Origin of the sequence: Arthrobacter sp. NPDC093128, assembly GCF_040683875.1 — a bacterium.
In the GTDB taxonomy this organism is placed as follows: domain Bacteria; phylum Actinomycetota; class Actinomycetes; order Actinomycetales; family Micrococcaceae; genus Arthrobacter.
The window spans coordinates 1-19,700 of sequence record NZ_JBFBEY010000038.1; the positions used below are offsets into that span (position 1 = coordinate 1).

12 protein-coding genes and 4 pseudogenes are annotated in these 19,700 nt (G+C 61.1%); 6 read left to right on the forward strand and 10 right to left on the reverse strand.

The window, feature by feature from the left end:
• Both AB0N24_RS25750 and AB0N24_RS25755 read right to left on the reverse strand, forming a co-directional pair.
• Positions 1-224: pseudogene (locus AB0N24_RS25750) on the reverse strand (bifunctional D-altronate/D-mannonate dehydratase); the annotation flags it as partial.
• Positions 225-231: 7 nt separating this feature from the next.
• Positions 232-1,617 carry an MFS transporter gene (locus AB0N24_RS25755; protein ID WP_364130949.1) on the reverse strand — a complete coding sequence of 462 codons (1,386 nt, stop codon included), beginning with the start codon at positions 1,615-1,617 and terminating at the stop codon, positions 232-234.
• Between the two features lie 146 nt (positions 1,618-1,763).
• Here AB0N24_RS25755 and AB0N24_RS25760 point away from each other — a divergent pair, with 146 nt between their 5' ends.
• Positions 1,764-2,489 carry a GntR family transcriptional regulator gene (locus tag AB0N24_RS25760; protein WP_364130952.1) on the forward strand — a complete coding sequence of 242 codons (726 nt, stop codon included), beginning with the start codon at positions 1,764-1,766 and terminating at the stop codon, positions 2,487-2,489.
• Positions 2,490-2,904: 415 nt separating this feature from the next.
• Here AB0N24_RS25760 and AB0N24_RS25765 read toward each other — a convergent pair.
• From AB0N24_RS25765 to AB0N24_RS25800, 8 genes and pseudogenes are all read right to left on the reverse strand, one after another.
• Positions 2,905-3,471, reverse strand: a pseudogene (locus tag AB0N24_RS25765) (transposase); the annotation flags it as partial.
• A gap of 10 nt (positions 3,472-3,481) precedes the next feature.
• A pseudogene (locus AB0N24_RS25770) lies at positions 3,482-3,778 on the reverse strand (transposase); the annotation flags it as partial.
• 896 nt (positions 3,779-4,674) lie between these two features.
• Positions 4,675-5,331 (reverse strand): helix-turn-helix domain-containing protein, encoded by a 657-nt coding sequence (locus tag AB0N24_RS25775; RefSeq protein WP_364130955.1) that lies wholly within the window; start codon positions 5,329-5,331, stop codon positions 4,675-4,677.
• Positions 5,332-5,359: 28 nt separating this feature from the next.
• Positions 5,360-7,063, reverse strand: coding sequence for a thiamine pyrophosphate-binding protein (locus AB0N24_RS25780; RefSeq protein ID WP_364130957.1), 1,704 nt, complete (start codon positions 7,061-7,063; stop codon positions 5,360-5,362).
• A gap of 38 nt (positions 7,064-7,101) precedes the next feature.
• Positions 7,102-7,634 (reverse strand): annotated as a pseudogene (locus AB0N24_RS25785) (gamma carbonic anhydrase family protein).
• A 90-nt stretch (positions 7,635-7,724) separates the two neighbouring features.
• Positions 7,725-9,158, reverse strand: a complete 1,434-nt coding sequence (locus AB0N24_RS25790) for a 2-hydroxycarboxylate transporter family protein (protein WP_364130961.1) — start codon at positions 9,156-9,158, stop codon at positions 7,725-7,727.
• Between the two features lie 70 nt (positions 9,159-9,228).
• Positions 9,229-10,104, reverse strand: coding sequence for a hydroxymethylglutaryl-CoA lyase (locus tag AB0N24_RS25795; RefSeq protein ID WP_364130963.1), 876 nt, complete (start codon positions 10,102-10,104; stop codon positions 9,229-9,231).
• The gene (locus AB0N24_RS25800) at positions 10,105-11,340 is read right to left on the reverse strand and encodes a CaiB/BaiF CoA-transferase family protein (RefSeq protein WP_364130966.1); all 1,236 of its coding nucleotides are present in this window, start codon (positions 11,338-11,340) and stop codon (positions 10,105-10,107) included.
• Between the two features lie 902 nt (positions 11,341-12,242).
• Between AB0N24_RS25800 and AB0N24_RS25805 the strand changes: the two genes are divergently transcribed.
• The 5 genes from AB0N24_RS25805 (at position 12,243) to AB0N24_RS25825 (ending at position 19,612) form a co-directional block, all read left to right on the forward strand.
• The gene (locus tag AB0N24_RS25805) at positions 12,243-13,313 is read left to right on the forward strand and encodes an isocitrate/isopropylmalate family dehydrogenase (protein WP_364130969.1); all 1,071 of its coding nucleotides are present in this window, start codon (positions 12,243-12,245) and stop codon (positions 13,311-13,313) included.
• Positions 13,314-13,448: 135 nt separating this feature from the next.
• Positions 13,449-14,450, forward strand: coding sequence for an NAD(P)-dependent oxidoreductase (locus AB0N24_RS25810; protein WP_364130972.1), 1,002 nt, complete (start codon positions 13,449-13,451; stop codon positions 14,448-14,450).
• A gap of 2,408 nt (positions 14,451-16,858) precedes the next feature.
• Positions 16,859-17,590, forward strand: a complete 732-nt coding sequence (locus AB0N24_RS25815; protein ID WP_364130974.1) for a hypothetical protein — start codon at positions 16,859-16,861, stop codon at positions 17,588-17,590.
• 25 nt (positions 17,591-17,615) lie between these two features.
• Complete coding sequence (locus tag AB0N24_RS25820; RefSeq protein WP_364130977.1) at positions 17,616-18,578, forward strand: helix-turn-helix domain-containing protein; 963 nt, start codon at positions 17,616-17,618, stop codon at positions 18,576-18,578.
• A 299-nt stretch (positions 18,579-18,877) separates the two neighbouring features.
• A complete protein-coding gene (locus AB0N24_RS25825; protein ID WP_364130980.1) occupies positions 18,878-19,612 on the forward strand; it encodes a flavin reductase family protein in 735 nt (244 codons plus the stop codon).
• Positions 19,613-19,700: the final 88 nt, after the last annotated feature.

Here is a 19,700-nt window from a genome sequence, read left to right on the forward strand (position 1 = left end):
TAGGCGCCCTTGTAGAAGTACTGCCACGCGTCCTCGATGCGGCGTGCGTCGCGGCCGATCAGCAGCGGGCAGAGGTGCTCGGAAAGGTAGGACGCCACGGCCAGTTCGCGGCCGTTGAGGGTGGCGTCGCCGATGCCGGTTATCCCGTCCTCGGTTTCGATTACGAGGGTGACGTAGTTCCGTCCGGGCGACGAAACCACTACCCGTGCGTCGGTGATCTTCACTGGTTTCCTACTTACTTAGGGAGCTGGGGCCGTGGTCTGCATCGGCGCTGGCGGCAACGCTGTAATGGGCGTGCCATTCCGCGTATTCCTTGCCGCCGCGCTGTCCCGGTGCCGTTTCCGGCAGGAGCGCCAAGCACACAATGCTCACCAAAATCAGTGCTGAGATGTAGATCGCAACTCCCGTGATCGATCCTCCTCCAGCGACGAGCAACGCCGTCGCAACCACGGTGAACGGACCGCTGGCGATCATTGCACCGAACTGCCAGACGATCGAGACGCCGGTGTAACGGCCACGGACCGGGAAGAGCTCGGGGTAGAAGGAGGCCTGCGGAGCGTACGTTCCGGCATGTCCCAAAGCCAGACCAGCAACGAGTATGGCAACGATGGGAAGGGTGTCTCCGCTCGCGATGGCAGCGAATGCCGGCCAGATGAGGACGAGGTTGAGGATCGCGGCGCCAAGGAAGACCTTCTTGCGTCCGATCTTGTCCGTCAACCAGCCCCAGACCGGGATCAGGGCCAGCTCGGCAAGGATGGCGATAATAATGGCCTCAAGTACGAAAGCAGAATCGTTGCCGAGATTCTTGGAGTAGGCGACCAGGAAGACGGTGTAGAACGGGAATACGGCGGCCTCGACAAACTTTGAACCCATGCCCAGGAAGACTTCGCGGCGGCTTTCCCGGAAGACAACCTTGATCGGTGCCTGCTGGGCCTTGGCGTTCTCTTTCACTTCCTTGAACACCTCTGATTCGTCGATCCGGAGCCGGATGTAAAGCCCGATCGCGACCACGACAATGCTCAGGAGGAACGGTATGCGCCAGCCCCAGGCGAGGAACTGCTCTTCGGAGAGCTGCGTGGTCAGGTACGCAAAGAGCGCGGAGGGCACAAGGTAGGCGGCAGGTGAGCCCATCTGGACCAGACTGGCGAAGAAGCCACGCCGGTTCGGCGGAGCGGCCTCTGCCGTCAACAGGACGGCACCGCCCTGTTCGCCACCGACTCCGAACCCTTGAAGAAGTCTGACCAAGACCAGGATGACTGCTGCCCAGAGCCCGATTGATTCGTAGGTCGGCATGAGACCGATTGCGAATGTCCCGAGTCCGGTGATGAGAAGCGTCCAGATAAGGGCCTTCTTGCGGCCGATCCTGTCCCCGATGTGCCCCCAGACAATCCCGCCGAGCGGGCGAGCGAAGAAGCCCACGGCGTAAGTGGCAAAAGCGGCAAGAGTGCCCAGTAGGGGATCAATTTCGGGGAAGAAGATCTTGTTGAAAACCAGGGCTGAGGCTGTTCCGTAGATGAAGAAGTCGTAGTACTCAGCCATTGTCCCGATGAAGGAGGCTCCCGCAGTCTTGCGGACCTTCTTCAAATCGTATGTCGGCGCTGCGGTGCTGGCGCTCATCAATTGCTCCTTTGCAGGCGATGAAAATGAAGGGAAAGCTAGAACGGATGGGCCGACCGGTTTTCTTTCGGTGTGACGGGCGGCATCTGCTAACTACTACCATACAAGCACTACCATTCTAGTGTGTCAAGGGCATAGAATGAACCATGGCAACCGATAATCGAGGCGCGGGTCCCCGGCTCTCCGTCAGGGATCAGACCTTGGAGACGCTCCGGCGCCGAATCATTTCCCTGCAGCTCCCGCCGGGTGAGCCACTGTCGGAGAATGAACTGGCGCAGGAACTGGGCGTGAGCCGGACGCCGGTGCGGGAAAGTCTGATCCTGCTGCGGGAGGAAGGCTTGGTCCAGGTCTTCCCACAGATCGGATCGTTTGTTTCCTTGGTGGACCTTGGGCGGGTGTCGGAGGCCCAGTTCGTGCGGGAAGCCATTGAATGCGCGTCCCTGAAAGACGTTGCCGTGGACGCAGCAGGCCTCGCGGGCCTCCGGGAGATCCTGCAGAGCCAGTCAGCTGCCAATGCTGGCGGTGACGTGGAGGAATTCTTCCGCTTGGACGAGGACTTCCACCGCGAACTCCTGCGGCTGGCGGGCCATGAATCCGCCTGGGCCGCCGTCAACTCGGCCAAGGCGCACCTGGACCGCGCCCGCCGCCTGAGCCTGCTGGACACCAGGCCGATCTCAACCCTTATTCAACAGCACACCGCCGTGGTGGACGCGCTGGAAGCGAACAACATGACGGACGCAGACAGCTCGTTGCGCCTTCACCTTCGGGGCGTCTTCGAGGACGTTCAGCGCATCCAAGAGAAGACTCCGGAACTCTTCTCCGACGGCGCAGTGCGTCGCCCCACGCGGCGGAGCGTCGCGCGTCTCTCCTGACCATCGGTCGGACTGGCTCGGATTGCATGTTTTCTGGACTTCCCAGTGACGCTCCTATGGTTGTCAATTCGTCTTTTGAGTGGCTTGCTCCTCGAGCCATTTCCGGTAGCTTGTTGCGAGGTCGTCGTTGCGCATGAGGCCTCGTTCGAGGCGGGATAACGGAGGGCCATTGGCTGAGTTCGGCGGCGACCGCGTTGATGGTCAACCGGAGGCTTTTGCGTTTCTGGCGTAGGTCCGTAACGCTTGGTGGCGGTATCGGGTTGAATATCTGTCGGTATATTTCACGGGACACGTAGCGTTTGAGGCAACGCATGATCTCTCGCTTGCTTTTTCCTTCGGTGGTGCGTTTACTGACATAGTTTTTCGTGCCTGGACACGAAGCCATGCGCGTCAGCACCACTTGATGCAGGGCACGGTTTGCGTTGCGGTCACCGCCTCGGCTGAGCCGGTGGCGGGTCGTTTTTCCTGACGATGCCGGGATGGGTGCAACCCCGACGAGTGCCGCGAACCGGGCTTCGTTTCCGATCCGTCCCCGGTTGTCTCCCACGGTGATGAGGAGCTGGCTGGCAACGTCTGGTCCTACGCCTGAGAGGTCGCAGAGCAAGGGCGCATAGGAATCGAGGATTTCTTGCAGGGCAGTATCGGCGGCGGTGATTTCCTCGGCCAACGCCTGGTAACGGGTGGCCAGGGTTTTCAAGGTCAGCAGCGTCATGTATTCCGGGTCGGCCACATGGCCTGAGGGCCTGCTCCGCTGAAGGGCGGTGATCATGGCAGTTGTGGCCATCCTCCTGTATTTCGCCCGGAGAGCGTCCGGTGCCGACACGAGGAGACCCTTGATCTGATTGATTGCTGCCGTGCGGGCTTTCATTGCCGAGGAACGTGCGGTACGTAGGATCCGCAGGCATTCGACGGGTCCGTCCTTGGCTTTCGGAGTACGCGAGGCCTTGTTGCGCCAGTACTGACTGGGCTGCCTGGTAGGCATCCAGGGGATCGGATTTGCCTTTCAGGCGACGCTGAGCCCGGTTTGGCCGGTTGACCTCCAGGACCGTGAGCGGTTCGCTGCGGAGCACCTTGGACAGCCCGGCACCGTATGAGCCGGTTCCTTCGACCCCCACCGCGGCAACCGTTCCATGACCGGCAATGAAGTCCAGGATTTTGCGGTATCCGGAGCCCACGGCAAGGAACTCCTGATCGGCCAGAGGTTTGCCGTACTCGCTGATGATGGCGACGTGGTGAGTATCGGCATGCGTGTCGACGCCGACGAAGACATTTAGTAGTTCTCTTGCCAAAATGGAAACTGCCCCTGAGATATCAATGATCAGTTGACGGGCACGTGGGCCAGGTGGGCAGACAAAACGGTAGTGGGACTGGTCGAATCAGGCTCCTATGAAGTCATGTCCGCCTGGCTCAACGCGCTAATAGCGGAACCTGAACCGGCGGACAGATCACAGGGAAGACAGCACCCGCAGGCACGTCAGTTTGCAAGTGAGTCACACCGGTTCAAGACCAATTCCAGTATTACCGTTTGCAAGGGCTGGAATGCTTTTCGAGTCCCACCTTGGGCACAGTGTTTCCGCAGGTCAGTGGCATTTTTCTCTGAAATTGGTGCTTTTCCGTGTGCACAATGTGCACACTCTCACCTCTGACCTGGTTCTCCGGGGGTGTGTGGGTTCCCGGAGGCCCGTATTCGGTTTGTGGGGAGCGAGCTCAGTCCGGCGTGCCGCGTCCTGCCTGAACGGGCTTCTTCTGGGAGTTCATCGTTGTTTGTACTTTTCCCTTTGGTTTTTCCGTCTGACCAGTTCATGATGGTTAGGGCCGGATACAACATGACTTGCTGAATACGATCTACCTTGGCGTCGTCCCGCGCCGCTCCGACCTGGCAAACGCTGGTCACCTTTTCGTGAGTGGAGCACACGCAGGAGTGCAATTCGGATTCGGCGCGGCGGGACGCTGCGGTGTTCGATTGACTCCGGAACGTCCCGCCGTCGTCGGTCTCGTCACCCGGGTGATTGGGGTTTAGGTTCTTCAAGGCCTGAGGGCGGAAGGCCCGGTCTTTGTCCATGTTCCAGCCGGCTACGGTCGATCATGGGGGTCAGAATGACAAAAGAATGATAGCCGAACGGAACGCCGCCCGTCAGTCGAAAACACAGCCATTAAGGCCGTAAGGGAAATGCCGGGCGGCGCATTACTGATTGCTTTGCTCGATGGCTTCGGCGATCCGCCTCGCTGCCTCAACAACGCCCTTGCCGAAGTCTCTGCCGGGGGACTCGGCGACCCGGGCGAGGGGCATGGCGAGGCAGACGGCGGCGATGATTCCTTCGTCGGTAGTCACGGGCGCGCTGACGGAACCGAGGCCGGGTGTGCGGACGCCGACCGATTCGATCCAGCCCGTTGAGGCCAGTTCGGCCATAGCCTCCTCCTCGGCCGCGAGCAGGCGTCCGCTGGATCCTTGGGGCAAGGGCAGCCTTGAGCCAGGCGGCAGGATGGCGCGGAGTTCGTGGCGGCTGTCGGCACTGAGGAGGCAGATGCGTTCGTCCCCTCGCCGCACCCAGAGCTGCGCAGTCTCGCCTGTGCGGTCCCGCAGTTCGCGGAGGGCGGGCAGGCCGGCGTTTTCCAATGCCGACCTGACGAAGCGGTCGCCAAGCCGGAAGTTCCCGCTCTCCGTCCGCCGGAGGAAGCCGTATTCGGCCATTTGCAGCGCCAGGCGGTGCGCTGTAGACAAGGACAGTCCGGTCCGCCGGGACAGCTCGCTGGCTGAGGAGGCGGACCGGGCCACTGCGTCCAGGATGGCGGCAGTGCGTTCGAGGGTGCGGTTGGTTCCGTTGGTGTCAGGAGAGGGCATGTGGCCAGCTTACGATGACTGCGGCCGCCTATTTCTTGAGTGCCATGGACTCGGCCATGTATTCGGCCACCACTTTTTGGGAGATCGCTGCGTCCAGGACGAAGACGCCTTCCACGTGGGAGGCCAGCCAGGCCTCGAGTTGATCCAGGTCCGCGAGAGTGTGTGCCTTGGTCCCGGCGGCACCAAGGGCCCGGCCGACGGCGGCGAAGTCCACTTCGTCGATGAGCATCGCCTGGTCGTGGAGGCCTTTTGCTGCATATTGGTGCAGCTCGGCGCCGTAGGCGGAGTCATTGAGCACCACCACCACACCCTTGCGGGTGACGCGGATAAACGTCTCGAAGTCGGCCAAGCCCATCAGCCCGCCGCCGTCCCCACTGACCAGGACGGTGGTGCGCTCGGGCCGGGCGACCGAGACGCCCGCGGCGGAACCAAAGCCCAGCCCGATGGACTGGAACGCTGTCCCCACCAGGATCATGGCCCGGGGATCGGGCACGGAGAGGTACATCGGTGCCCAGCCGATGAAGTGCCCGCCGTCCATGACCACCGAGCGTTCGGCGGGCAGGATCCGGTCCAGGGCGGCGACGACCGCGCGCGGGTTGAGCCGGCCGTCCGGACCGAACTCGCCTGAGTCCTCGTTCGGATCGGAGGAACGGAATTCCGCCTCAGCGACCTCCGGCACGCGGTTCCGCCAGGTAGAAGTGGCGGCGGGTACCTTTTCCAGAAGCCCGTCAACGAACGGGCGAATGTCGGCGCGGACGTACTCTGCTCCTGCCGGGAGTCCGGTGTCCGGTTCGTTATCGATCCGGATGATCCGGGTGCCGGCCGGGAACAGTGTTCCGTAGCGTGTCTGGAAGGTGTTGAGGCTGGCCCCGACAACCAGGACGACGTCCGCCTGGCGTGCGACTGCGAGGCGGTGGACTCGAGTGAAGCCGCCGGCAATGCCCAGGTCCCATTCGCTGTTGAAGGCGTTGGCTGCCATGACGGAGGTCATGAAGAGTGCGCCGAGCCGGTCACCCAATTTGCGTAGGGGAGTGGCTGCGTCGGCCAGGACAACGCCGCGTCCGGCCAGGATCAGGGGCCGTTCCGCCGCGGCGAGCACGGCTGCTACGCCGTCCAGTTCGCCGGGTTCCGCGGGCCAGACGGGCTTGGCGGGCAGCGGTTGCAGCGGCTGTGGTGTTGCCGGCGGCGTGGTGGCCAGGTCATAGGGGATGGCAAGGACAACGGGTTGGACGGTCTGGAGGGCGAGGTCGAAAGCGCGGTGGGTGATTTCGGCGGCGTTTTCTGGACGGGCGACCAGAGTGGTCACTCCGGCTGCGTCAGCGGCTTTAACCTGGTCGATGTCGAAGGGCCGAGAGCCGGTGGATGGGGCATCGCCCACGACGAGGACCAGCGGGATGCGCGCAATCCGTGCTTCGGCGAGGGTGGTGTAGGTGTTCGTGAAACCGGCCCCGTAGGTGGTGCTGGCGGCCGCGATGCTCCCGGTCGCCCGGTGGTAGGCGTCTGCCATCGCGACGGTGGACGCTTCGTGCCGGGCGGCTGTGAACGGGAAACCGCAGCGGGTCAGTCGGCTGACCAAGTGGGCGTTTCCGTTGCCCAGGATTCCAAACATGTGGCCTGCGCGCTCGGCCACCACGTCCGCGACTATGGCGGACACATGCCCTTCGTCAGGGAGGGTGGAGGCCTGGTCGCCGGGCAGGAGATCGGTGCTGGTGCTCGTCATGGCTGTTCTCATGTTCCTAAGTCTGGGAAGGGGTCCGGGCGTCAAACTGTTTATGGGGACAGGACCACCGGAGCGGCGTCGAGGTGCTTTCGGGTGAGTGTGGTGTACGTGGCGGCGTTCTGCCGGCAGTGCTCGATTTCCTCCGGCGTGAGCGGACGGCGCACTTTGCCGGGAACCCCGGCCACGAGTGATCCCGCCGGGACGTGGGTGCCCTCGGGAACCACGGCGTTATCTGCAATGAGGGAACCTGCGCCGATCACGGCGCAGTGAGAACCGTCGCATTCATGCCGATGAGGGCCCCGTCGTCCACCGTGCAGCCGTGCAGCACTGCGCCGTGTCCCACGCTGACGTTGCCGATCCGCACCGGGTAGCCGGGATCGGCGTGGGCGCCGGCGGTGTCCTGGATGTTGCTGCCCGCGCCAATGCTGATGTTCTCCGTGTCCGCCCGCTCGACGGCGCCGTAGAAGATGCCAGTTCCGGCGCCGACGGTTGCTAAGCCGACGACGGCGGCGGTGGGAGCAACCCAGGCGTCGCCGTCGATCTCGGGGGTGCGGCCGTCAACGGCCAGGATGGTGGGGGTCATAGTGGTCCTTAGGTGATCTGGAAAGCGGTGCCCCGCGCTGTTGCGGGGGCACCGCCGTCGTAATTTGTGCTGGTGACTGCGGAACCGCTGTTAGGTGAGGAACGGCACGATCAGGGACGTCACGAAAAGGACGAGTGCTCCGCCGAGGCGGTTGGTGAGGGCTGCGAAAGGCATGAGGTGCATGCGGTTTGCTGCGCTGAGGACCGATACGTCGCCGCTGCCTCCGGTGTCCGCCATGACCAGACCTGGTGTGATGGATGCTTCGACGAAGTTGAACTTGACCAGCCATCCGAGGAAACCGGAAGTCAGGGTCGCGATGACGACGGTGCAGATGGTCAGGAGGATGAACAGGGGGTTGCTTAGCGAGGCGAGGACATCGGTGATGTCGATGTAGGTGAGGCTGACTCCCACGAGAAGGGCGGGGACCAGGACGGCGCCGATCAGGTCGCCCCAGTCCGCTGTGGAGTCCTCAACATCCTTTGGGAGCAGGCCGAAGATCTTGACAGCGGCGGCGGCGATGATGGCCCAGGCGTAGGGGTGCATGCCGGGGAGGAAGGCGGCCATCAGGTTGCCGAAAACGAACAGGCTGCCGGCGATGAGCAATCCCTTGCCCAGGGCGATGAAGGAGGACGTATCGCGCTTGGGCGGCAGGGTGAGCTCGTCCGAGCGGCCCTTGATCCGCAGCAGCTGGCCGTGGCCGTTGAAGCCGACGAAGAGCTGTTTCTTGCGCTTGCCCAAGCCATTGTAGATGCCGGCGATGAGGATGCACACAACGTTGGCCATGACTACGGCGGACATCAGGTCGCCCATGAAGGTGGCGGAGTCGCCGCCCGTGGCCGAGGCGTACATCTGGGACATCGGCAGGGCTCCGACACCCAGGCCACCGGCCATGATGGGCGCGGCGACAAAAAGGATTCCTTCGATGAACCCGAAGCCGGTCAGGGCGGCGATAAGCCCAACCAGGCCGAATGTAGCGATGAGGCAACCCACGACTGGTACTGCAAAGCGCGGTCCTGCCTTCAGCAGGAGCGCACGCGGCATGCCGAGTATGGAGCCTGCGATGATGCCGACGACGAAGAAGTCAAGGAAGCCATGACCGTCGATGAAATTCTGCACCACGGTGACCAAGTTCTCGGGCATCAGGCCGAGGAAAGCCAGGGTGGCGGGAGCGAACGTACACAGGATGGTCGGCAGCCCAAAGTCGCGGACCACCGGGAAGAGGTTGCCGATCCAGATGAAGAGTCCGCCGAGCAGGATGGTGGTGGCAAAGCCGACCACCATGGTGTCCGGCAGGTTGCCTGTGAGGGCGGCGGTGAGGACCAGGGCTGCGAGGACCAGGTAGAGGGGGGCGGGAATGCCGGCGATTTTGAAACCTAAACGGCCAGGATAGTGGGTCCCGGGCCGGGAGCCGACGGTGCGGGCCACCGGGTGTTCGATGCCCGCGGCGGGGCCGGGGGTGGTCTCGCTCATGGCGTCGTCCGTTGTTTCGTTGGTGAATTCCGTGGTGCGTGGGCTTGTAGACATCATCGTCTCCAAAACGGTGAGTAGGAATAGTTATTTTGCTAAATGCTGATTCACGGGTAGACGTAACAAACTAGCGGGCAGGGTCGAGCAGCCCGGTTGCAGGGGAATGGGTGACCACGTCGCGGGCGAGCCGCACGGCCTCCGCGAGCCGGTCCTCGTCGATGCCGGTCTGGTGCCCGGCCTCGTGCAGATGCCGGACGAGTTCCTCGGTGGCGATGTTGCCATGCGCGCCGGGAGCGAACGGGCAGCCGCCGAACCCGCCGAGAGCGGAGTCGAAACGGACGACGCCGGTTTCCACTGCCGCGCTCGCCGTGGCCAGAGCCTGGCCGTGCGCGTTGTGCAGGTGAAGGTAGTAGGTAAGGTCGGGTTCGGCCTCGCGGACGTGCTGCATGCTGGCCAGCACCTGGTCTGTGGGGGTGGTGCCCACGGTGTCAGCGAAGCCGATGTCGCTGATTCCCATATCTTTGAAGGCCCGGACAACGCGCAACAGATAGTCGGGGTCGATGTTGCCCTCAAACGGGCAGGTGAAGGCAGTGGAGATGCCGGCGAAGAACCGTATTTCCGGATAGCCGGACACAGCTACCGCGAGGCTGGCCAGGGCGTCATCGATGGCTTGGCCGGCGTTGGCGTTGCTGTGCGCCTGACTTGCTGATGTGACTACCGAGATGTCGGTGGCTCCGGCGGCGACGGCGCGTTCGACACCTTTGCCGTTGAGGGCCAGACAGGTGTACGTCACGTCAGGTACCGCCCGTAGGGAACCGATGACTTCGGCGGCGTCGCCCATTTGCGGCACCCGCCGGGGGTTGACGAAGGATGCGGCTTCGATGCGTTTCACGCCGGCGCCGATAAGGGCTTCTGCTATTTCGAGTTTGTGCGCAGTCGAGACGATGACCGGTTCGTCCTGCAGTCCGTCCCGCAGGAAGACGTCAGTAATTTCCACCTTCATTTAGCGCACCTCCTGCAGTCCGAGCCCGGCGATTTCTCCCGCATCCATGCCGGCGAGTTCCTGAAGGACTTCAACAGTGTGTTCGCCAAGCTCCGGGCCGACCCATTTGACGCGGCCTTCATGGCCGGGGATCTTCGGGACGACGCCGGGGAAGCGGATAAACTCGGGCTCGTTCTCGATGACGACCTCATGGGTCTGGATCATGTCGCGGGCCAGGTAATGCTTGTCCACGGCGATGCTCGGGGCGTCGTAAACGGGACCGGCGGGGACGCCAGCCTCATCGAGTTTGTCGAGGACTTCGGTGAGGGGCATGCTGCCCGTCCATGCGCAGATGGCTCCGTTGAGTTCCCCTTCGCGGGCGCCGCGTGCCTCGGTGGCCAGGAGTGTGGCGTCTTCGGCGAGGTCGTCGCGGCCGATGGCTTTCATGAGGCGGACGAAGACGGAGTTCGAGTTGCCGCCGATGACAATCTCAAGGTTGTCCCCGCAGAGGTACGAGCCGGTCGGGACGACGCCGGGCAGGGCACCGCCGCTGCGCTGGCGGATCATGCCGTAGGCGTCGTAGTCGGGAACGAGCGATTCGAGCAGGCTGAACACGCCTTCGTAGAGGGCGACGTCCACCACCTGGGAGGTGCCGGCACCGAGCCCACGGGCCTTCTGGAACATGAGCATGAGAGCGCCGATGACGCCGTAGAGTCCGGCTACGGTATCGCCCATGCTGGCGGCTGCCCGACCGGCGGGGCGGTCGGGTTCGCCCGTGATGTAACGCAGGCCGGCGAAGGATTCCGCGCTGCTGCCGAAGCCGGCACGGTTCTTGTAGGGGCCGGTCTGACCGTAGCCGGAGATCCGGACCATCACCAGTTCGGGGTTGAGTTCCTGAAGGACATCCGGTCCGAGGCCCCACTTTTCCAGCGTGCCGGGGCGGAAGTTCTCGATGACCACATCGCACTGGCCTGCGATCTTCTTGACCGCTTCGCGTCCTGCCTCGGAGCGCAGGTCCAGGACTACGGACTTCTTGTTGCGGCCGATGGTGCGGAACAGCATGGACGTCGCACCGCGGCTCTTGCGCCAGTCACGGAGTTCGTCACCGCCCTGGGGCTTTTCGATCTTGATGACCTCAGCGCCGAAGTCACCGAAAAGGCGGGCTGCGAAGGGGGCGGCGATGAAGCTGCCGAGCTCCAGCACGCGAATGCCTTGGAGGGGGAGGGTGTTTCCCTCCAGTTGGGGTTCGTGCGTCATGTCAATCCTGCCTGGGTCATTGAGTGCACGTCTTCCCATCTAGTGGGAGGCGTTGTTCATTGGGCGGTTAGACAGTAGCACTGCCGTGTGACTTGGGCAACACATCGGGACTGAAAGACTTGAGAGGTTTCCTGAGGGGTACGACTGCTCCTCCAGGTGGCTACCTGGGGGGATCTTCGGCCTGAGTGCCAGGCTCAAGGAGGTGCTGGTCGCGGCAACGTGACGTGACGTTACCCGGGTCACCCACCATGGGCAAGGTGACCCAGATTGGCTCGCCCATGCGTTTTTCGCGAACTCACGCGGTGAAGCGGGGCGTCGGTCCATCTTGGCGCCCATACCGAGGAGATCCTTGTGGGATTGGAGCCTTGCACGAAGCCCGCCCGGCGTGACATGGGCGGCCTGCGATTCCGGTGTGACGCCCTTGCGACTGGACATGTCAGTCTTTAGCGGCACGAGCGCGTACCGGGCGGCTGCCACAGCTGCGGCCAGGGAATTGCCAAGTCGGTTCGCGTTCACGTGGCCAAGGCCATGCGTGCCCCTGAGGGGCTCTTCAACCGTGCCGCCTACTACAAACGGGCACGCGTGGTCCTTCGCGGTGGTGTTTCGCTGCCCCCGTTGACCTGCAGCAGGTGAACGGCCCCCGTTTGGCCTCCCCGAAGCTCACTGCCGGCAAAGTGCTCTCAACTATGGTCCTCAACCCTCGCCAGTACCTGCATTTTGCTTGGAACTGGGGCGGTTAATCCCCTTGTGATCTGACTCACCGCTTGCTATTGTCTTCCTGCTAAATAGTAAGCGTTTCTCACTAGGCGGGAATCCATAGGGAGGACATCTCGTAGATGAAGCAGTCAACCTGGGGGCGAAGACCCCTGCGCTGTAGCGCGATAAACGCAGGTAGGAGAACCATGACGGAATACGAAATTGCTGTAATGCCGGGTGACGGAATCGGCACTGAGGTCATTGATGCCGCTCTGGCCGTACTGAAGGAATGCGAAACGCGGTACGGGCTAAAGCTCAAGTACACGTTTCATGACTTCAGCGCAGACCTGTATCGCCGCACCGGCAGAAAGATCACTGCCGCCGATATGGATGAGATCGGAAAGTCGGACGCTGTGCTGTTCGGCGCCATGGGACTGCCCGACGTCCGCGGACCAGAGGGCCTTGAATTGGGCGCACAGGTTGAAATGCGGGCGCACTACGGACTCTTCGCAAGCCTTCGACCGGTTCGGCTCTTTCCCGGACTTGAGAGCCCTGTAAAGGCGAAGAACGTCGATATGCTCGTCATCCGTGAAACGTCCGAAGGAATGTTCGCGGGATTGTCGGATGTGCATGAGCCGAGCGACGAGACTGCGAGTGATCGAATGACGATCACTCGGACCACGTGCGAGAAGCTCTTCGACGTCGCATTTTCACAGGCGCGAGAGCGGCGCAAGCGGGGCACGCCGGGACACGTAACGCTCCTGCATAAATCGAATGCATTGCGAAGCAACGTTCTGATGGAGAAGGTGTTCGACGAGGTCGCCGCGAAAAACAACGATGTTGGAAGCGCGAAATATTACATCGACGCGGGATCGATGTACATGGTTATGGACCCGGAACGATACGACGTGATCGTCTCGGAGAACATTTTTGGCGACATCCTTTCAGAGATCGCCGCCGGACTCGTGGGCGGCCTTGGCGTCGCACCTTCTGCCGACGTCAGTCTGACGCACGGTGTGTTCCAGCCTTCGCATGGCAGCGCACCCGATATCGCAGGCAAGGGGATCGCAAACCCGACGGCGATGATTCTGTCGGCCGCGATGATGCTGGCGTGGTTGGGCGAGCGTCGCGAAGATGAGCTTTGCACCAAGGCAGCGGAATACATACAAACCGCCGTCGAGGCAGCGCTGGCAGCAGGCCCTCGGGGGCGGGATTTGGGCGGGACGGCGGGAACCCAAGAGGTGGTTGACGCGATCATAAAATACTTGCCGGCGTAATTGCGGCCTGGGTGGCTGGTCCACCGAGCCGTGGCCGTGACCGGCGGACAATCTCATGGCGACACGTCCGTGATCTGTCGAGGCAGATCATCGTGTCGCAGGTGAAAGACAGTGACTCAAGAAAGATGCGCACTTATGACGTATAAGGTTTTGTTCATTAATCCCCTCAAGGATTACATCGACCGTTTAGTGGATTCGACGCCGGACGGCTTCATTGTAAAAGTGATGCCGCCGGAGGCGGCTGTGTCGGATATTTGCCGTGAGGCCGCGGATGCCGATTTCCTCATTTCGGGCGTCAACGTCCCCGAGGAGGTGTTCCGGGCTGCCAAGAACGTGAAGTTCATTCAGTACATGAGTTCCGGCTATGGGCAGCTTCCGGTTAGCGTCCTGGATGACCTGGGCGTTCCGGTGGCCCAGATGAAGACGCATTCCATATCTGTCGCGGAACATGCGCTCACGCTGACGCTGACGGTGCTCCGCCGGATTCCAGCCTCTACGCAGTTGCTGCGCGATGGAAAATGGCGCGAAGACCTGGCCGAAACGTCCTATTCCGAGCTGTACAACAAAACAGTCGGGATTGTTGGACTGGGGAATATCGGACGCTGGGTTGGCAAGATCGTACACCACGGCTTTGGTGCCAATGTGGTCTTCTACGACAATGCGGAGATCCCGCTGACCGTTTCCGAACTGGTCCCTGCCCGTCCCGTGTCGTTGGAGGAGCTGATGACCGCGTCCGACGTCGTCTGCTTGAGTCTTCCGCTCAATGCGCAGTCGGACAAGTTGATCGGGCGGGACGAACTTGCCCTGATGAAGCGAAGCGGCGTTCTCGTCAATGTCGGTCGCGGTGAAGTCGTAGATGAGAGGGCGCTCATCGAATGCTTGCGAGAGGGGCGCATCGCAGGTGCCGGACTTGATGTCTTTGACCGAGAGCCGTTAGACACCGCCAGCGAGCTTCTCGATATGGAGCAGGTGGTGTGTACGCCCCATATGGCCGGCGTCGGCTGGGAAAACGTCCAGCGCAGGATCGCGACCGTGTGGGAGAACTTCGATGCGGTCCTAGATGGCGGTATCCCACGTGGGGTCGTCACAGTGACGAAGAGAGCGGCGAACATTCCGGTCTCTCAGCTCGTAGGTTAAGCTCTGATTTGCTGGTGCACTGCGCAAGCAGAGCACCAAGACTGTGATGACGCTCTGAATACTGGTCTGGGAACAGCCACTGCCCGAGTCAGCGGGAGTTGTTTTGAAGCGTTTGCACGGGAGGGCAGCCATCTTGGCGGGTGAACCCGTTTGCGGGATCAGGGCGTTGCCAGAAGTCCCGCCGCTGGCACTGAAGCCAGTGGCGGGACTCTTCCATGACTTACCGGTTGAGGCTTTTTGAGTCTGCTTGGATGTTCCCGGAGCCGATTGGTCCTCCTGGCCTTGGGCCCCTATTGTTTGCTGTGGTGATGGCCGCTGCCGGCGGCGTCGCTTGGACATGGTCGGCATTGAGCCGGACTGCACTGCTTCATGGTCTGCGATGTGGTCGAGGCCTTTTGTCAGGGCTTCCCGACGTTGGGCCGAGTCACAGGATGCGTCGGCTTGGCGGGTTAGCTCTTGGGGCCGTACGCTGTCTGCTTCTACGTCCTTGTGCCGAGCCTTGTCCGCGCGTTCTGCATCTGCCAGCGGCCGATCGCCCCCAGGATATGACTCCGGAGCCTAGTAGCTCGGAGCGGAACGAATTCATGCAAAAGATGAACTGCCGCGCTCGGACCTGCGCGGCAGTCAGCTGGGGAGTGGCGGAAAATGGGCAAAAAGGGGGTGTGCACAATGTGCACACCCTGGGCGTCGGATCGGGTCGTACATCGGCCGCACCGGGCCGGATTGGCGATGTTTTCAAGAGTTCCCAGTGTTTGCAGGGGCTGGAGTCCGGTTCGAGTCCCACCTCGGGCACGCATAACCCCTCGTCAGAGGGGTTTTTGCTTTAATGTGTGAACATTGTCCCTCGGAGGGTCCCTCTGACACTGTCCGCGGTCTGTGCCTGGCGCCGCGGTCGCCTGTTCGGTTATGTGGGTGGCGGGATCAGGGTCCTGGCCTTTGGGCCGTCCGCTTGCTGGGATGTGGGGTATGTGCCGTCCTATCTGGCTGTTCCGGTGGCCAGTTTTGGCCCTCACTCATTCATGGCAAAGAGTTGTGGTGACGACATGACGAAGGCGAATTCTCTTCGACGATCTTCCTTGGATAGCTGCTTCTGCGAACCAAGCAGAGTCCGCTCATCGTGAGTTTGTCCGGCCAAAGGGGGTGTGCACACTGTGCACACTTTTGTGCACTGGCGACTTTTGGACCTGCATTTTGATCCCTTCCTCCCGGTTCTGCCGACACCACTTCATGAAGTTCTCTGTTTCCGGCGACATGACTTTGCGGCCCAGACCGACGGTTTCGTAGGACGTTCCTGTCAGCGGGAGCGTGTAAAAGGGAGTCTCTGTAGCTGACGTCCGATCCGTCGACAGAGTCCAGGTGTGTGGGATCCGGACTCTTCTTCCGGGGCAGGTCCTGGTTTGGTTGATCAGTGCGACCTGTCCATAGTTGGACGCGCGGCTATCGTCTTCCTCCCATAGGGTCAGTGCCGTTCCCGCTAAGAAGGGCGTCCCGAGCAGACTTGCGGTAGACGAGGCGGCTGCCGCGCCGCTCAGAGACGGGCCCGTCGCCGACGGTCATTCCGCTGAACACGGCGACGATCACGTTGGCGGCATTGGCGTCGTGGACGAGGTAGTCGGCCGCTGGCGGGCACCGGGTGTGTCTGTCAGATTTGTGTGTCGTTCTGGTAGCGGAGTCACCGCTGGGTTTGAGGGTCCGGAGTGCAACTTGGGGAACCGGGAGCGATCCAAAGTTTCGAGAGGAAATAAGCGACGTAGGAGCGCCGAACGAAACTTTGGATCGTGAGCGGCGCATAGCGCCCTGGTTGCGTGGAGGACCCGCCCAGCGATCATGGGGGATCAGAATGACAAACAGCGAAGTTGCTTCTGATGGTTCATGGACGTGGGGGAGCGGGGCGGCATGACGACCGGAACCTCCCATAAATCGGCATGTCAGGCGGCTACGACGTTGCCTTCACCTACGCTCCAAACGACCTTCGGGGCAACGGGATCTCAACGCAGCGTTTGCATTCCTGTCGACCTCTGCCGCGCTCCTTGTAGGTGCGTGCTTCATCGTCCTAGCCGGTGCTCCGTCTGACTGCATCGGCCGCCGCACCGTGTTCCTTCTCGCCGTCGGGCAAGGTGCCGTGGCTGGGATGGGCGGCAGCTGAACCCCCAGTCCATATTAGTAAAACCCTTGACTATCAAGGCGCTGGGTAGGAAGATTCATCGTACGTAACTTGTCCAAGGCCGAAGACGACGTGGTTCAAAACCCTGGGCGGGTAACGACATAGCCAATTGGACCGGCCGGCTACCCCGTCTTTCTGTGACTGACGCCGACAGCCGCCGACCCTGACGATATTCCAACTCGTCGCAGACCCGGGACACCGCCTGGGTTTGACGTAAAAATACCTCTACTCAGGAGTCACTACATTGAAATACATGCTCTGGTATACAGCGGTCCCCGGGCGGAAGTACGCGCTGCAGGAATGGCTCGTTGCAGAGTTTGCGGAGGCCGCCCTGCAACTAGTTCAGGGGTTGACCAGCGTTCGCGTCAACACCGCGGTGCCGGAGCCTGTTGGACTCGAGCTTTATGGAAATAGTGAGACCAATGGCGCCGTCTCGTCCGATGCCATTGTCGAAGTGACCCTCAATGGAGAAAGGGCGGCCGCCCAGCTACTCATGTTTAATGAGTCGGCGGGCAAATCGCTCATCCAATCCTGCCATGTATACGAAGTCGAGGAAGACGAAGTCTTCAGCTCGCTTGATTCGGCCGGTGGTGTCCCCTCCCAGGGTTTAAAGCTGATGCGCGGACTGTTCTTCCTTTCGGACCTGCCAGATTCGGCGATCCGCCGGAGCTGGAAGCACCATCAGGACCTCGCGGTGAAAGTGCACACGGGGTTGGTCAGGTACGCCTGCATATGGGTACACCGTTCGCTGACACCTGGAGCCCCGCCGATACAAGGCGTGTCCGTCCTCCACTTCCCTAGCATTGAGGACATGCGTGAGAACTACTTCGACTCCGCGCGGGGCCGCAGCGAGATCATCCACGATATTGGGCACTTTATTTCCGGGGGAACTTCGCGCATGTTTGCCAAGGAATTTGTCTATCGCCGCGACAACGCCGTAAGTGAAGCGGCGTGGTCACTGTGGCCAATGCCGTGATCAGCTTTCAGAGCCTTAGGACGCTATGTCAACTCTGACATTTGACACCAAGTCCATTAGGGACGGCGCGGAGCGCTTCGCGTATTGGAACGATGCAATTGAACGTTCATTTTGCGCAGCTGAGAGCCAAGCAACGGATGAGCAAAATTTCTCTGCCCGGATGACTTCTCGCGACATCGGAGGCATCCGAATCTACGAGATCGAATCAAGTCCTCTGCGGGTGCATCGTTCCAGCACCGCCTTGAAAAGCGACCCATGCGATGATTTTCTATTTGGTTACATCCGGTCCGGTCACTGGTATTTGGAACAGAACGAACGGCAAGGCATCGTCGGCCCGGGTGACATGTCTTTAGTCGACATGGGTCGGCCATACCGACACACATTGCCAACGCACTATCAGGCCATCTTCTTACGCATACCGCGCCGAATGGTTCTGTCGCGCTTCGCTAATGTTGAGAGGATGCCCGCTTTCGTACTGCCCAAAAGCTCAGCATTGGGCCCGCTTATCGGAAACTTGCTTTCGAGCAGCCTTACAACGGATATACCGACGGAGGCATCCGTTGAAGCGAGGGTGGCCTCAGGCGTGCTCGACCTCGTTTGTGCCGGATTCGGCTCCGCTGTCGGCTCAGAGCCCATCGAAGACAACCGACGGACTGAGCTGCTGGCGACGGTAAAAAACTTCGTACAAAGCAGACTCGGTGATCCTGGGCTCACAGTGGAACAAATAGCGTCCGAATTCCATATATCAACGCGGACGCTAAATCGGCTATTCGCGATCGAGGACACTACGGCGGTGCAATGGTTGTGGAAGATGCGCCTTGAAAAGAGCCGTCAGATGCTTGACGACGGACAGGTGGAGCGGGTCACTGCGTTAGCGATCGAATGCGGATTCTCCGACTTTTCCCATTTCAGCAGATGCTTTCGCAAGACATACGGCACTAATCCGAGTTCACTTCTTCCCCGAGCCAGGGCACGTCTGACGCCCTGAAGCGAAGCCACGTGCAGCCGGTGAATGCGCGGATGCCATCACGGCTGCCTCGGCTCCGATCAAGACACATGCACTTCAAACTCCCTTTCACTGTCTGCTGTCCTCCTGGTCGGGGGTGTCGCGCCGAGACCATTAAAGTTGGCGCACTTGTCACAGAAATCCCCTCGGTGCTGGCCCTAAATTTAAGAAACTTCCCCAACAACGGGTAGATCCAGAACGCTCGGGCGGGGAACTGGCTGAAGGGTCAACCTCCGTCAGTCCGTCCACTCACAGCCGAACGCCCGGAAGGAGACTATGAAATGACGTCTGCCGTAATACCTACTACCAACCGCGCGAAACCTCCCTTGCTCGACCTTCCCTTGTCGGATGAATTCCAAATGGTGGGATTCGACACTACCGAGATGAACCACGCCAACCAGTACAAGCTCTTTTCCAGCACTGTGATTCCCCGGCCCATTGCCTTGGTTACCACTCTTGGGCCCGCAGGGCTTAATGCAGCTCCGTTTAGTTTCTTTAACGCAGCCGCAATCGGGCCGCCGATGGTGATGTTCTCTGTTGGCCCGACCATGTTCGACAGAAAAAACGAGGAGAAAGACACCCTAGTCAACATCAGGGCGACTGGGGAATTTGTCGTACACATGGTGGACGACGCCAACAAGGAAAAAATGAACCTCTGCGGGCCGGAATACGGGAAGCTAACCAACGAGATGACTCTCGCAGGTTTTAGATGTGCGCCGTCCCGAAGGGTTGCACCTCCCCGCATCATCGATTGCCCTGTTCAGTTGGAATGCAAACTAACGGCAATCCACCCCCTTGGTCAGATGCCCTACCACCTGGTAATCGGGGAAGTAGTTTTCGCGCATTACAAAGAAGGCATCGTCGACAACCGCCTACGCGTGGACATGACAGCGATGAACCCAATCGCGCGCTTGGTCAACCCAGGAATCTACTGCCGAATCACCGACCACTTCCACATGCCCGCACCGGAGGCCAGCCTCCAGCCAATTGACACGAAACATCCGAAAACCGATTGAAGTCGGAGCCGGCCCAACGCTCCTTCGAACAAGCTACCAAGGTCTCCGCTGCTGAAGACCGACAAAGGACAAACAATGAGAATACATC

Excerpts from the sequence above, each read along its gene's own strand:
- AB0N24_RS25795 (WP_364130963.1), bottom strand. The coding sequence starts at position 10,104 with ATGAAGGTGGAAATTACTGACGTCTTCCTGCGGGACGGACTGCAGGAC.
- AB0N24_RS25810 (WP_364130972.1), top strand. The coding sequence starts at position 13,449 with ATGACGTATAAGGTTTTGTTCATTAATCCCCTCAAGGATTACATCGAC.
- AB0N24_RS25800 (WP_364130966.1), bottom strand. The coding sequence starts at position 11,340 with ATGACGCACGAACCCCAACTGGAGGGAAACACCCTCCCCCTCCAAGGC.
- AB0N24_RS25790 (WP_364130961.1), bottom strand. The coding sequence starts at position 9,158 with ATGTCTACAAGCCCACGCACCACGGAATTCACCAACGAAACAACGGAC.
- AB0N24_RS25805 (WP_364130969.1), top strand. The coding sequence starts at position 12,243 with ATGACGGAATACGAAATTGCTGTAATGCCGGGTGACGGAATCGGCACT.
- AB0N24_RS25760 (WP_364130952.1), top strand. The coding sequence starts at position 1,764 with ATGGCAACCGATAATCGAGGCGCGGGTCCCCGGCTCTCCGTCAGGGAT.
- AB0N24_RS25775 (WP_364130955.1), bottom strand. The coding sequence starts at position 5,331 with ATGCCCTCTCCTGACACCAACGGAACCAACCGCACCCTCGAACGCACT.
- AB0N24_RS25780 (WP_364130957.1), bottom strand. The coding sequence starts at position 7,063 with ATGAGAACAGCCATGACGAGCACCAGCACCGATCTCCTGCCCGGCGAC.
- AB0N24_RS25755 (WP_364130949.1), bottom strand. The coding sequence starts at position 1,617 with ATGAGCGCCAGCACCGCAGCGCCGACATACGATTTGAAGAAGGTCCGC.
- AB0N24_RS25825 (WP_364130980.1), top strand. The coding sequence starts at position 18,878 with ATGACGTCTGCCGTAATACCTACTACCAACCGCGCGAAACCTCCCTTG.
- AB0N24_RS25820 (WP_364130977.1), top strand. The coding sequence starts at position 17,616 with ATGTCAACTCTGACATTTGACACCAAGTCCATTAGGGACGGCGCGGAG.